Source organism: Mycolicibacterium sp. HS_4_1 (genome assembly GCF_054515875.1).
Map to the genome: position 1 here is coordinate 908,470 of NZ_CM137261.1, position 12,225 is coordinate 920,694.

A 12,225-nucleotide genomic window follows, 5' to 3' on the forward strand; every position below is an offset into this window, starting at 1 on the left:
GCTTGTCAGACGGTCCGCCGGATCTCCCGCTCGACCAGCACACCACCGAGCTTGTCGGGGTTGCGCATGGCGTAGAAGTGGCTGATCTTGCCATCCTCGATCTCGATCAGGATGACGCCCTCGAGCTTTTCGCCGAGGTACAGCACCAGCGCCGGCGCGTTGTTGTACGTGGCGAGGTCGAAGCGGGCCTGCGGGTATTCCGCGGCGCCGCGCATGAGCCCCAGGAGCAGTCGCCCGACCTTGTCCGGGCCGTAGACCGGCCGGCGGGCGGCGCTGACCTTGCCGTCGCTGTCCGCGGTCCAGGTGACGTTGGGGGCCAGCAGGGTCATCAGGCCGTCCAGGTCACCGGTCGCGGCCGCCGTGAGGAATTGCGTCGTCACCTCGGCGGACTTGGCGGTATCGGGCGTGAAGCGCTTGCGGCGGGCCTGCACGTGTTCACGAGCGCGGTGCGCCACCTGCCGGACTGCTGTGGTGGATTTGCCCACGGCGCCGGCGATTTCGTCGTAGTCGAAACCGAAGACCTCCCGTAGCACGAACACGGCCCGTTCGTCGGGGCCCAGGGTTTCGAGGACCACGAGCATCGCCATCGAAACCGATTCGGCGAGTACGACATCCGACGAGGCGTCGCGCTCATCGAGCAGCAGTGGTTCGGGCAACCACGGGCCGACGTACTCCTCGCGGCGCCGCGCACCGGCTCGCAACGCGTTCAGGGCCTGCCGGGTGACCAACTGGGCGAGATAAGACTTGGTGTCCCGCACCGTGTCGAGGTCGACTTCGGCCCACCTCAGGTAGCTGTCCTGCAGCACGTCATCGGATTCCGTTGCGGAGCCCAGGATTTCGTAGGCGATGGTGAAGAGGAGCGGCCGCAGGTGGGTGAACCGCTCGGCGTGTTCACCCCCTGCGGCGCTGGCTGAGCCCGTCATGCGGTGACGGCCTCGGCCAGTCGTTCGGCGCGCTTACCGCCCTTCATCACGAACACCGCACTGGGCTTGCGGGCAGCTCGCCGGATGCCCCACAGCGTGCCCTTGCAGATTGTCTCCTTCAGCTTCGCGGCGACCCGACCGCCGATGTAGTAGTTGGTGGAGGAGTCATCCTTGCGGGCGATCTGGATGGTCGCCGTGTGGCGACCCAGGCTGATGCACGATCCGGCGAACACGGGGTCGAGGGTCTTGGGCTCGGTGCCGGCGATCCGGCTCAGCACCGTCCCCACGGCCGTCACGGTCAGTGGGCTCGAGGCCTGGCAGCTCATCCGCAGCGGCCGGCCTGACGGCGCGGCGGCGTCGCCGGTGGCGACGATCCGCGGATCGTCGATGCTGGTCAGGGTCTCGTCGGTGAGCAACCGCCCCAGGTCGTCGGTGCGCAGCCCGCTTGCGGTCGCCAGTTCTGGGGTGCCGAAGCCGGCGGTCCACACCGTCACCGCGCTGCTGACGAAGCGTCCGTCGGCCAGGGTCACCCGGTTGGCGGTGATGGAGCTGACGTCACCTTCGACGACCGTCACGCCCAGCTTGGTCAGGGCCTTGGCCACCGAGCGGCGTGCGGGTGCGCTCAGCGATGGGCCGAGCTTGTTGCCGACCAGCACGACGTTGCGACCGGCCTCGGCGAATTCGGAAGCCGCCTCGATGCCGGTCAGGCCGGCGCCGATGACCACCACCGGCGCGGACAGCGGCACGTCCTGCAGCCGGGCCGCCAGCCGCTCCGCCTGCTCGAATTCGGCCAGGGGATAGGAGAATTCGGCGGCGCCCGGTACCGACGCCGGCACCGCTGCGGTGCTGCCGACGGCATAGATCAGGTAGTCGTAGTCGAGGGTGTCACCGGACGCCAGCTCGACGGTGCGGGCCGCGGCGTCGATGCGGGTGGCGGTGTCGACCACAAGGCGTACGTCGTCAGCCAGCAGCGTGTCGTAGCCGACGGCGGCGTCGTAGTTCCCGGCCGCGTGCTGGTGCAGGCGGATGCGTTCGACGAACTTGGGCCGCGGATTGACGAGAGTGACGTCTACAGGGCAGCCGCTGTCGTCGCGCATCCGAACGTGATTGGCCGCCAGCGCGCCGGCGTATCCGCCACCGATGACGACGACGCGGTTGGGCTTCTGGTTTCCGGTCATCACTGCATCTCCTTCGGGTTGGTTATGCCCTCAAGACACCAGCGGCGCCCGGAATGTGACATCCAGGCCGTCGATGTGGCGCAGCTCACTACTCTCGTTCACCGAGATGGCAAATTCTGCCGAACCTTTGGCGAGGAATCGCAGAAGGTGCCCTCTGGGCGCGCTGGCTAGTCGGCCGGGGGCTGATAGCGGGGAAAAACGCCCTCGGGTGTCGGCAGCACGGTTCCGGGTGTCAGCCGGGCACCCACCGCACGGAAATCCCGGGCCTCGGCGTCCTGCCCGAGAAGATCGAGCAGCTTCCCCCCTGACTCCGGCATCACCGGCTGCACCAGCAGTGCCGCGATCCGGACCGCCTCGAGCGTCGTGTACAGCACCGTGCCGAAGCGCTTCTGGTCCGACTCGGCGGGTGACTTGCGCAGCACCCACGGTTCCTCGGCCGAGAAATAGCGGTTGGCGGCACCCAGCATCAGCCAGATCGCCTCCAAGGCCAGATGCATGGCCGGTATGTCGTAGTGCCCGCGCACGGTGTCAAGCAGGTCGTCGGCCTGCTTGAGCAGCTCGAGGTCGGCGGCGGTGAATTCGCCCGGCTCCGGGACGATTCCGCCGAGGTTCTTGTTCACCATCGACAGCGAGCGCTGTGCCAGGTTGCCCAGTTCGTTGGCCAGGTCGGCGTTGATGCGGCCGATGATGGCTTCTTCGCTGTAGCTGCCGTCCTGCCCGAAAGACACCTCACGCAGGAAGAAGTAGCGCACCTGATCGAGGCCGAAGGCGTCGATCAGCGCGATGGGGTCCACCACGTTGCCCACCGACTTGCTCATCTTCTCGCCCTTGACGTTGATGAAGCCGTGCGCGAAAACCCTTTCCGGAAGGGCGATTCCGGCCGACATCAGGAACGCCGGCCAGTACACGCTGTGGAACCGGATGATGTCCTTGCCGATCATGTGCAGGTTCGCGGGCCAGTACTTTTGGAAGGTCTGCGATGCCTCGTCGGGGAAGCCCACGCCCGTCAGGTAATTCGTCAACGCGTCGACCCACACGTACATGACGTGCTCGGGGTGGCCGGGGACCGGAACGCCCCAGTCGAACGTCGTCCGCGAGATCGACAGATCCTTGAGCCCACCCGAGACGAAGCTGATGATCTCGTTGCGGCGCACGTCCGGCCCGATGAACTCGGGGTGCGCGTCGTAGTGCGCCAGCAGCCGGTCGGTGTAGGCCGACAGCTTGAAGAAGTAGGTCTGCTCCTCGGTCCACGTGACGGGGGTGCCGGTCTCGATGGCGAACCGGCCGTCTTCGCGGACCTCGGTCTCGTCCTCGGCGAAGAAGCGTTCGTCGCGCACGGAGTACCAGCCGGCGTAGGTGCCTAGGTAGATGTCCCCGGCGTCGAACATCCGTCGCCAGATCTCCTTGGACGCTTCGTAGTGGTCGGCGTCGGAGGTGCGGATGAAGCGGTCGAAGGAGATGTTGAGCTTCTCCTGCAGCGCCTGGAAGACGTCGGAGTTGCGCGTGGCCAGCTCCGCCGCCGTGATGCCCTCGGCCGCGGCGGCCTCCGCCATCTTCTGCCCGTGCACGTCGGTGCCGGTCAGGTAGCGGACGTCGAAGCCGTCGAGCCGCTTGAACCGGGCGATCGCGTCGGTGGCGATGTACTCGTACGCGTGCCCGATGTGCGGGGCGCCATTCGGGTACGCGATGGCGGTCGTGATGTAGAAGGGCCCCTGGGCGCCGGGGGAATTCTGGCTGCTCATGTTGCCCCCACCTTAAGGTGTCGCTGTGAGCGCCAAACGCGAGAAGCCGCCTGCCCCGGAACCGCTGCCCGGCCTGATCGACGCCCACACCCACCTGGACGCGTGCGGCGCGACCGACGCCGAGAGCATCCGGGTGATCCTCGACCGTGCCCAGGCCGTCGGCGTCGAAAAGGTCGTGACCATCGCCGACGACCTCGAGGCCGCCGAGTGGGCAGTGGGCGCGGCGCATGCCGACTCGCGGGTGTACGCCGCCGTCGCACTGCATCCGACCCGCGCGGGCGCCCTCGATGACGAGGCCAAACGCACCCTGGAAACGCTGGCGACAGACCCGCGGGTGGTCGCGGTGGGGGAGACCGGCATCGACATGTACTGGCCGGGCAAGCTCGACGGCTGCGCCGACGAGGCGACGCAGCGCGAGGCTTTCGCCTGGCACATCGACCTGGCCAAACGCGTCGGCAAGCCGCTGATGATCCATAACCGGGACGGCGACGCCGAGGTCCTCGACATGCTCGAGTCCGAGGGCGCGCCGGAGACGGTCATCTTCCACTGCTTCTCGTCGGACGCGGCGATGGCCCGCACCTGTGCTGACCACGGCTGGCTCATGAGCCTCTCCGGCACCGTCAGCTTCCGGAACGCGCACGCGCTGCGCGAGGCCGCCGCGATCATTCCGGCGGAGCTGCTGTTGGTCGAAACCGACGCGCCGTTCCTGACTCCGCACCCGTTCCGCGGGGCGCCGAATGAGTCGTATTGCCTGCCGTACACGGTCCGCGCGCTGGCGGAGATCAGAGCTTCTTCAGCGGCCGAAATTGCCGCGGTGACCTCGGAAAATGCTTCGAAAGGCTATGGACTGTAGCATTTGTCCAGGTTGCCGCCTCCCGGGGATGTTCGTTACCGTTCTGTGATCAACCCGGTCGAGGTGGCTTTTATGCGGTCACCGCGGCCGCTGCTCGAGGCCACCTCGGGCCCGAAAGACACGGGATCGACGTTTTGAACTTTCTGACCAAGTTGCATGATGCGCGCTCGCCGATGCTGCGCGGCGTGACCGGGGCTTTCCTCGCCACGCTGACCGTCGCAGGCGGGTTCGCCGTCGCGAACCACAAGACCGTCACCCTCTCCATCGATGGTGCACCGATGACGGTGCAGACCATGAAGACCCGCATCGGTGACGTCCTGGCCGAGAACGGCTTCTCCGTCGGCGAGCGCGACGACCTGTTCCCCGCGGCCGACCAGGAAGTGCACGAGTCCGAGAACATCGTGCTGCGGCGGAGCCGCCCGCTCGAGGTCTCGCTGGATGGCCAGAACACCCGCCAGGTGTGGACCACCGCCGCCACGGTGCAGGACGCCCTCAAGCAGCTGTCCATGACCGACACCGCTCCCGTCGCGGCCGACCGCGCCACCCGCGTGCCGCTGGCCGGCATGTCGCTCCCGGTGGTCAGCGCCCGCAACGTGACCATCAACGACGGCGGTGTGGTGCGCCAGGTGCACCTGGCCGCGGCCAACGTGGCCGGGCTGCTGGCCACCGCCGGCGTGCCGCTCGAGCAGCGCGACGTCGTCGTCCCCGCCGCGGCAACCCCGGTGACCGAGGGCATGGAGATCGACGTGACCCGCATCCGGCTGCAGCAGGTGACCACGGAGTCGCCGCTGCCCCCGACGATGAACACCGTGCCCGACCCGGCGCTGAACATGAGCCGCAAGGTCGTCGACGATCCGGGCCAGCCCGGCACCCAGAACGTCACCTTCGCGGTTGCCACGGTCAACGGTGTCGAGACCGGCCGGCTTCCCGTCTCCAACCAGGTGCTGACCCCGGCGCGCGACGGTGTGCTGCGGGTCGGCGCGAAACCCGGCACCGAGGTGCCCGCGGTGGCTCAAGGCGCTGCCTGGGACGCGCTGTCGCATTGTGAGGCGGGTGGTAACTGGGCCATCAACACCGGCAACGGTTTTTACGGTGGCGTCCAATTTGACCAGAACACCTGGGAGCGGAACGGTGGTCTGCGTTATGCTTCGAGAGCTGATCTTGCGACACGTGAAGAGCAGATCGCGATTGCTGAAGTGACGCGAGCCCGCCAAGGTTGGGGTGCCTGGCCTGTGTGTAGCGGGAGAATTGGGGCACGATGACGATCCGGCTACTCGGTCGAACTGAAATCCGGCATCTGGCTAAAGAGCTGGATTTCCGGCCGCGTAAAGCATTCGGACAGAACTTCGTGCATGACGCCAACACGGTGCGCCGCATCGTGTCGGCCTCGGGAGTGAATCGGCAGTCCCACGTTTTGGAGGTGGGCCCGGGTCTGGGTTCGCTGACCCTGGCGCTGCTGGACCGGGGCGCGAAGGTGACGGCCGTCGAGATCGATCCGGTCCTGGCTCGCCAGCTGCCGACCACCATCGCGGAGCACTCCCACAGTGAGATCGGCCGGTTGACGGTGCTGAACCGCGACGTGCTCGACCTGGTGCCGTCCGACCTGGACGAGCAGCCGACCGCACTGGTCGCGAACCTGCCGTACAACGTCGCGGTGCCGGCCATCCTGCACCTGCTCTCGGAGTTCCCGACCATCCGCACCGTCATGGTGATGGTCCAGGCCGAGGTCGCCGAGCGTCTCGCCGCCGACCCGGGTACCAAGGACTACGGGGTGCCCAGCGCCAAGGTGCGGTTCTTCGGCAACGTGCGGCGCTACGGCATGGTGTCGCCGACGGTGTTCTGGCCCATTCCGCGCGTCTACTCGGGTCTGGTCCGGATCGACCGGCACGAGACGACGCCGTGGCCTACCGACGACGGCTTCCGCTCGCAGGTGTTCGACCTGATCGACATCGCCTTCGCGCAGCGGCGCAAGACGTCGCGCAATGCCTTCGCCGAATGGGCGGGCTCGGGCAATGCCTCGGCCGAGCGTCTGCTGGCCGCCAGCATCGATCCGGCCCGCCGCGGCGAGACCCTGGCGATCGCCGACTTCGTGCGGCTGCTGCAGCGTTCGGGGGAGCTGGACCGCGAGCAGCGGGCCGGCCAGCAGATCGAAGCTCCGGAGTCCGACCAGCAGGTCGACGCCACCCACTGAGCCTGTCGGGCCCGGTTTCTCCCCACTTGGTGTTGTGACGCTCGCTGCGGGCGTTAATGTCGTGGCGTGTCTGCGTCGGATGGAAACACTGCTTCTGAGTGGGTACCCACGGGCTCGGTGACCGTCCGTGTGCCGGGCAAGGTGAACCTGTACCTCGGTGTCGGTGACTGCCGTGATGACGGTTACCACGAGCTGACCACGGTTTTTCACGCGGTCTCTCTGTTCGACGAGGTCACCGTGCGCAACGCGGACCTGCTGTCGGTGGAGATGTTCGGCGACGGCGCCGAGGGCCTGCCGACGGACCACCGCAACCTGGCCTGGCGGGCCGCGGAACTGATGGCCGAGCACGTTGGCCGCGCGCCCGATGTGGCCATCTCGATCGACAAGGCCATCCCGGTGGCGGGCGGTATGGCCGGCGGCAGCGCCGACGCGGCCGCCGTGCTGGTCGCGATGAACAACTTGTGGGAGCTGGGCGTGCCCCGGCGCGACCTGCACACGCTGGCCGCACGACTGGGCAGCGACGTGCCATTCGCGCTGCACGGCGGCACCGCCCTGGGCACTGGCCGCGGCGAGCAGCTGGCGACCGTGCTGGCGCGCAGCACGTTCCATTGGGTGCTGGCCTTCGCCGAGGGCGGGTTGTCCACGCCGAAAGTGTTCGCTGAACTGGACAACCTACGGGCCGACACTCGTGAGGGTGGCCCGCCGGCGCTGGAGGACCCCGAGCCGCTGCTGACCGCGTTGGCGTCGGGTGACCCTCGGCAACTCGCGCCGCTGTTGGGCAACGACCTGCAGGCCGCGGCCGTCAGTCTGGACACCGGGTTGCGACGCACGCTGCGGGCGGGCGTCGAAGCGGGTGCGCTGGCAGGCATCGTGTCCGGTTCGGGGCCGACGTGCGCGTTCCTGTGTGCCTCTGCCGAGGACGCGATCGAGGTTGGCACCCAGCTTTCCGGCGCCGGGGTGTGCCGGACGGTACGCGTGGCCAGCGGCCCCGTCCATGGCGCCAGGGTGGTGCCGGAGCCCAGCAAGCAGACCTGATCGTGGTGTGACCCAGCACTCAATTCGGCCGACAGTTTGTTAGCTACTTAAGAGTCTCTTAAGATGATCGATGGTGTATGCCAGCGGCCAGGCGTGGAACGCAATGGTTTCTCTCACCGGCAGTGTCGGTGAGGGATCGAGGCGTGCCAGGGCAGCGGCGCTCTCGCGATGGGAGCCATCGATTCGAGATATAACCGCGGCCGAATTGTGCGTGCGCGCCTCTACGAGTGCGCCTACCACCGGACGGACTATGGAACGACGGGCAGTGGCGCCTGACCTCAGGAGGTTGTCGTGAGCCGATTTACCGACAAGATGTACTACAACGCTCGTACCTCGCAGCGCGGCATGGTCACTGGTGAGCCGCACGAGCCGGTGCGGCACACCTGGGGCGAGGTCCACGAGCGCGCCCGGCGCATCGCCGGCGGCTTGGCAGCTGCCGGGATCGGTCACGGTGACAGGATCGGCGTGCTGGCCGGTTTCCCGGTCGAGATCGCGCCGACGGTGCAGGGCATCTGGATGCGCGGCGGCAGCCTCACCATGCTGCACCAGCCGACGCCCCGTACCGACCTGGCCGTCTGGGCTGAAGACACCATGAACGTCATCAGCATGATCGACGCCAAGGCCGTCATCGTCTCCGAGCCGTTCCTGGTCGCCATCCCCGTGCTGGAGGACAAGGGCCTGCAGGTCCTCAAGGTCGACGACCTGCTGGCAGCCGAGCCGATCGATCCCGTCGAGACCGGCGAAGACGACCTCGCGCTGATGCAGCTGACCTCGGGTTCGACCGGGTCGCCCAAGGCCGTGCAGATCACGCACCGCAACATCTACTCCAACGCAGAGGCCATGTTCATCGGCGCCGAGTACGACGTCGACAAGGACGTCATGGTCAGCTGGCTGCCCTGCTTCCACGACATGGGCATGGTCGGCTTCCTCACCATCCCGATGTACTTCGGTGCCGAGCTGGTCAAGGTCACGCCCATGGACTTCCTGCGCGACACCCTGCTGTGGGCCAAGCTCATCGACAAGTACAAGGGCACCATGACGGCGGCCCCGAACTTCGCCTACGCATTGTTCGCCAAGCGTTTGCGTCGCCAGGCCAAGCCGGGCGAATATGACCTCTCCACCCTGCGCTTCGCGCTGTCCGGCGCCGAGCCCGTCGACCCTGCCGATGTCGAAGACCTCATCGATGCCGGCAAGCCGTTCGGCTTGAAGGCGTCGGCCATCCTGCCGGCCTACGGCATGGCCGAGACCTGTCTTGCCGTGTCGTTCTCGCCGTGCAACGCCGGTCTGGTGGTCGACGAGGTCGACGCCGACCTGCTGGCCGCGCTGCGTCGCGCCGTGCCCGCCGCGAAGGGCAACACCCGCCGCCTCGCCTCGCTGGGTCCGCTGCTGCGCGACCTCGAGGCCCGCGTCGTCGACGAGGACGGCAACGTCCTGCCCGAGCGCGGTGTCGGCGTCATCCAGCTGCGTGGCGAGTCGGTGACCCCCGGCTACATCACCATGGCCGGCTTCCTGCCGACGCAGGACGAAAGCGGTTGGTACGACACGGGTGACCTCGGGTACATCACCGAGGAACAGAACGTCGTGGTGTGCGGCCGCGTGAAGGACGTCATCATCATGGCGGGCCGAAACATCTACCCGACGGACATCGAGCGGGCGGCGGGCCGCGTGCAGGGTGTGCGGCCGGGCTGCGCCGTCGCGGTGCGCCTCGACGCCGGCCATTCGCGTGAAACCTTCGCTGTCGCAGTCGAATCCAACGCCTGGCAGGACCCGGTGGAGGTGCGCCGGATTGAGCATCAGGTGGCGCACGAGGTTGTGACCGAGGTCGATGTGCGGCCGCGCAACGTCGTCGTGCTCGGCCCGGGCACCATCCCGAAGACGCCGTCCGGCAAGCTCCGTCGCGCCAACTCGGTGGAGCTCGTCACCGGCTAGTCTTCTGCGCGAGCTTTGTGGAAAACCCTCGATTTCCCCGGAAATCGAGGGTTTTCGTTTTGGTTCCCGAGTGTGGGATTGTTCCCTTCCCTGAGCGAAGGCTGTGAACCCCGGGTAATCTCTCGCTGAATTATTGACGAGAGGACCGGCATTTCATGGGGCGTGTGATTGCGGCTGTGGTGGCAGTCTTCGGCGCGAGTGTCATGGCTGCGGCGCCCGCTTGTGCTGACGGATCGGCCGGTGTGGTCGAGAACCCCTATGACATCGCCGCGGCGGTCGGCTCTGGGGTGCAGGACGGCGCGATCGTCGGTTTCTCCGCAACCGGGCCTGACGTCCCTGCTGCCGCAGCGGCGGTCACCGCGGCGTGTCAGCGCGCTGGTGCTGACCAGTGCACCAGTGACGAGGTCACCAACGACCGGCTGTGCATCGTGAACGTGGACGCCCCCGGAACCGGTGTGGTGGCCGGTGGTGCCGGACCGACGGTCGAGGTGGCCCGCCAGGACGCGTTCAATCGAGCGGCGGCCAACAACACGCCGCTTGCGCCGGAGTCGCCCACGCTCGCCTGGTCCTGCCCATGAGCTGAGTCACGCGACCGGCGGTTTGCGAATTCCGTTGTGGGCGAGAGTTCCTCGGCCGTTCGGTGACGTTGCTCACCGGTATTTCTCAGACCGCCAGGTCAACGCATTTCGGCTGTTCAGCTATATGTGAGTTCGCCATGAGTTAATGACACAGACACCTGGACGAAACATATAGTCGACCTAACATGCGTTGATGGAAGGCGCGGTTGGTGGTTCTCAGCCCGTCATTGCGGGACAGGGACAGGCGGCCTTCCCTGATAGTGAGAAGGTGACATGACTCATCAAGGCAAGCGCAGGATGGCCGCTCTGCTGGTGGGCCTGGCCTCGGTCAGCGGCATCATGGCGCCCGTCGCAGGTGCCCGCCCGACCTGCCAGGACTCCGGCAGTCACTCCACCTGCGAGACGAATGGCAGTGTGGCCATCAAGGTGATCCCGGAGGCCCGCACCTATGACGACACTCAAGCTTCGCGGGTCGGTGCTCAGGGTCGCCGCAGCTGCTACACCGATGCCGTTGACCGGCAACATATCTGCGGGCAGTAATCGGCCTTCTGCCGGCTGGTTGCGCATCCGGCATTCCGGCACTTGGTGTTTCGCGTCATTGACTCGCACTCCTGTGAATTCGACTCTCGATTCACCGGCATTCGCCCATGAATGTCCTCGTTTTCGGTTTTACTCACGAAATCATATGTGGGGCAAAATATTTCGCTGGTGATGGGCGCGCATCGACCGGTCGAGCGCGGTGGTGTCGGCGCTGGGAACCCGTACGGCGGGCGTGGCCCTGAGGGGCCAAGATTGGCGCGCGTGGCCCCGTTCGCCAGTGCAGAATTCGTTCCATACTCGCCTCGAGAATCGATGACGAGGAGACGCAGATGGACATTGCCGTTGATTACGGATTGTGTGACGGACACGGCCAGTGCCTACTGGCTGCCCCCGACGTGTTCGATCTACCCGATGGGGCGGACCAGGTGGTGATCCTCGATGAACATCCCTCGCCCGGTCTGTATGAGGCCGTCGTGCGTGCCGCTGCGATGTGCCCGGCTCAAGCGCTGCGGGTGACTTGACATTGCGGTTAGTCAGCGCCGGAATCGTCGAGCAGCCCGCATCGGCCGGCCATTGCGGCAGCTGAAATCCGGTTGCTGACACCAATTTTATTCAGTAGCGACGCAATCATGCGTTTGGCGGTACGTTCGGACACCACCATTCGTTCGGCGATATCGGCCGTCTCGGCACCCGTGGCGAGCAGTCTCCAGAGCTTCAGTTCGGCCGGCGTCAGCGATTTCAGGATCTGCATTGCCGGCCGTTGGGTACTGGTCAGCAGCCGGTCCAGCACAGCGGGATCCAGTACCCGCAGCCCCGCGGCGATCGATATCAGCGGTGCGGCCAGGGCTTCCGGGTGAACTGTCTTGGAGAGGAATCCATCGGCGCCGGCGCGCAGCGCATCCTCGGCCAACTGCGGGTCAGCGGAACCGGACAAGGCAAGTATGCGGGTGTGGGGGCGCCGTGTGCGGATATGCCGAATGGCGGCGACACCGCCCAGCGGCGGCATCGAAAGATCGACGATTGCCAGGTCGGCATCGCACGACAGCACGAGGTCTGCGGCCTCCTCGACGAAGGTGGTACGGCCCCCGATGACGAACTGGTCGCCCCAGTCCCGGGTCAACAGCAGCTCCAGACCTTCGGCGAACAGCTCGTGGTCATCAATGATGACTACGACAAACGGTTTTCGCCCATGACGCTGGCTCACGTGCGGGATGCTAATCGCTGTGCACGTCGAGATCGGTAGAACCACCGTGAGG

Annotated in this window: 12 protein-coding genes; 8 read left to right on the forward strand and 4 right to left on the reverse strand. The window is 66.7% G+C overall.

Annotated elements, in window-relative coordinates; all coding sequences use genetic code 11:
• Positions 1-5: 5 nt before the first annotated feature.
• The 3 genes from ACX12F_RS04305 to metG all read right to left on the reverse strand — a co-directional run bounded on the left by ACX12F_RS04305 (position 6) and on the right by metG (position 3,843).
• Positions 6-923 (reverse strand): RNA polymerase sigma-70 factor, encoded by a 918-nt coding sequence (locus ACX12F_RS04305; RefSeq protein ID WP_459368416.1) that lies wholly within the window; start codon positions 921-923, stop codon positions 6-8.
• Entirely contained in the window at positions 920-2,101 is a 1,182-nt protein-coding gene (locus ACX12F_RS04310; RefSeq protein ID WP_459368417.1) for an NAD(P)/FAD-dependent oxidoreductase, read from the reverse strand. The genes ACX12F_RS04305 and ACX12F_RS04310 overlap by 4 nt, the downstream gene beginning before the upstream one ends.
• 167 nt (positions 2,102-2,268) lie before the next feature.
• Positions 2,269-3,843: a methionine--tRNA ligase gene (gene metG, locus ACX12F_RS04315; RefSeq protein ID WP_459368418.1), complete on the reverse strand. Its 1,575-nt coding sequence runs from the start codon at positions 3,841-3,843 to the stop codon at positions 2,269-2,271.
• A 25-nt stretch (positions 3,844-3,868) separates the two neighbouring features.
• Here metG and ACX12F_RS04320 point away from each other — a divergent pair, with 25 nt between their 5' ends.
• From ACX12F_RS04320 to ACX12F_RS04355, 8 genes are all read left to right on the forward strand, one after another.
• On the forward strand, positions 3,869-4,696 hold the full coding sequence (locus tag ACX12F_RS04320; RefSeq protein WP_459368419.1) for a TatD family hydrolase: 828 nt from the start codon (positions 3,869-3,871) through the stop codon (positions 4,694-4,696).
• 134 nt (positions 4,697-4,830) lie between these two features.
• The gene (locus ACX12F_RS04325; protein WP_459368420.1) at positions 4,831-5,958 is read left to right on the forward strand and encodes a resuscitation-promoting factor; all 1,128 of its coding nucleotides are present in this window, start codon (positions 4,831-4,833) and stop codon (positions 5,956-5,958) included.
• A complete protein-coding gene (rsmA, locus tag ACX12F_RS04330; RefSeq protein ID WP_459368421.1) occupies positions 5,955-6,887 on the forward strand; it encodes a 16S rRNA (adenine(1518)-N(6)/adenine(1519)-N(6))-dimethyltransferase RsmA in 933 nt (310 codons plus the stop codon). Before ACX12F_RS04325 ends, rsmA begins: the two co-directional genes overlap by 4 nt.
• Before the next feature lie 66 nt (positions 6,888-6,953).
• A complete protein-coding gene (locus ACX12F_RS04335) occupies positions 6,954-7,922 on the forward strand; it encodes a 4-(cytidine 5'-diphospho)-2-C-methyl-D-erythritol kinase (RefSeq protein WP_459368422.1) in 969 nt (322 codons plus the stop codon).
• Positions 7,923-8,213: 291 nt separating this feature from the next.
• Positions 8,214-9,851: a fatty acyl-AMP ligase gene (locus ACX12F_RS04340; protein WP_459368423.1), complete on the forward strand. Its 1,638-nt coding sequence runs from the start codon at positions 8,214-8,216 to the stop codon at positions 9,849-9,851.
• 155 nt (positions 9,852-10,006) lie between these two features.
• Positions 10,007-10,429: a hypothetical protein gene (locus ACX12F_RS04345; RefSeq protein ID WP_459368424.1), complete on the forward strand. Its 423-nt coding sequence runs from the start codon at positions 10,007-10,009 to the stop codon at positions 10,427-10,429.
• 273 nt (positions 10,430-10,702) lie between these two features.
• Positions 10,703-10,969 carry a hypothetical protein gene (locus ACX12F_RS04350; RefSeq protein ID WP_459368425.1) on the forward strand — a complete coding sequence of 89 codons (267 nt, stop codon included), beginning with the start codon at positions 10,703-10,705 and terminating at the stop codon, positions 10,967-10,969.
• Between the two features lie 329 nt (positions 10,970-11,298).
• The gene (locus tag ACX12F_RS04355; RefSeq protein ID WP_459368426.1) at positions 11,299-11,490 is read left to right on the forward strand and encodes a ferredoxin; all 192 of its coding nucleotides are present in this window, start codon (positions 11,299-11,301) and stop codon (positions 11,488-11,490) included.
• A gap of 8 nt (positions 11,491-11,498) precedes the next feature.
• Here ACX12F_RS04355 and ACX12F_RS04360 read toward each other — a convergent pair whose 3' ends face one another.
• Positions 11,499-12,173 carry a response regulator gene (locus ACX12F_RS04360; protein WP_459368427.1) on the reverse strand — a complete coding sequence of 225 codons (675 nt, stop codon included), beginning with the start codon at positions 12,171-12,173 and terminating at the stop codon, positions 11,499-11,501.
• Positions 12,174-12,225 lie beyond the last annotated feature (52 nt).

Bases quoted from the DNA above. Each gene is read 5' to 3' on its own strand.
- ACX12F_RS04305 (WP_459368416.1), bottom strand. From the start codon at position 923: ATGACGGGCTCAGCCAGCGCCGCAGGGGGTGAACACGCCGAGCGGTTC.
- ACX12F_RS04310 (WP_459368417.1), bottom strand. From the start codon at position 2,101: ATGACCGGAAACCAGAAGCCCAACCGCGTCGTCGTCATCGGTGGCGGA.
- metG (WP_459368418.1), bottom strand. From the start codon at position 3,843: ATGAGCAGCCAGAATTCCCCCGGCGCCCAGGGGCCCTTCTACATCACG.
- rsmA (WP_459368421.1), top strand. From the start codon at position 5,955: ATGACGATCCGGCTACTCGGTCGAACTGAAATCCGGCATCTGGCTAAA.
- ACX12F_RS04345 (WP_459368424.1), top strand. From the start codon at position 10,007: ATGGGGCGTGTGATTGCGGCTGTGGTGGCAGTCTTCGGCGCGAGTGTC.
- ACX12F_RS04350 (WP_459368425.1), top strand. From the start codon at position 10,703: ATGACTCATCAAGGCAAGCGCAGGATGGCCGCTCTGCTGGTGGGCCTG.
- ACX12F_RS04355 (WP_459368426.1), top strand. From the start codon at position 11,299: ATGGACATTGCCGTTGATTACGGATTGTGTGACGGACACGGCCAGTGC.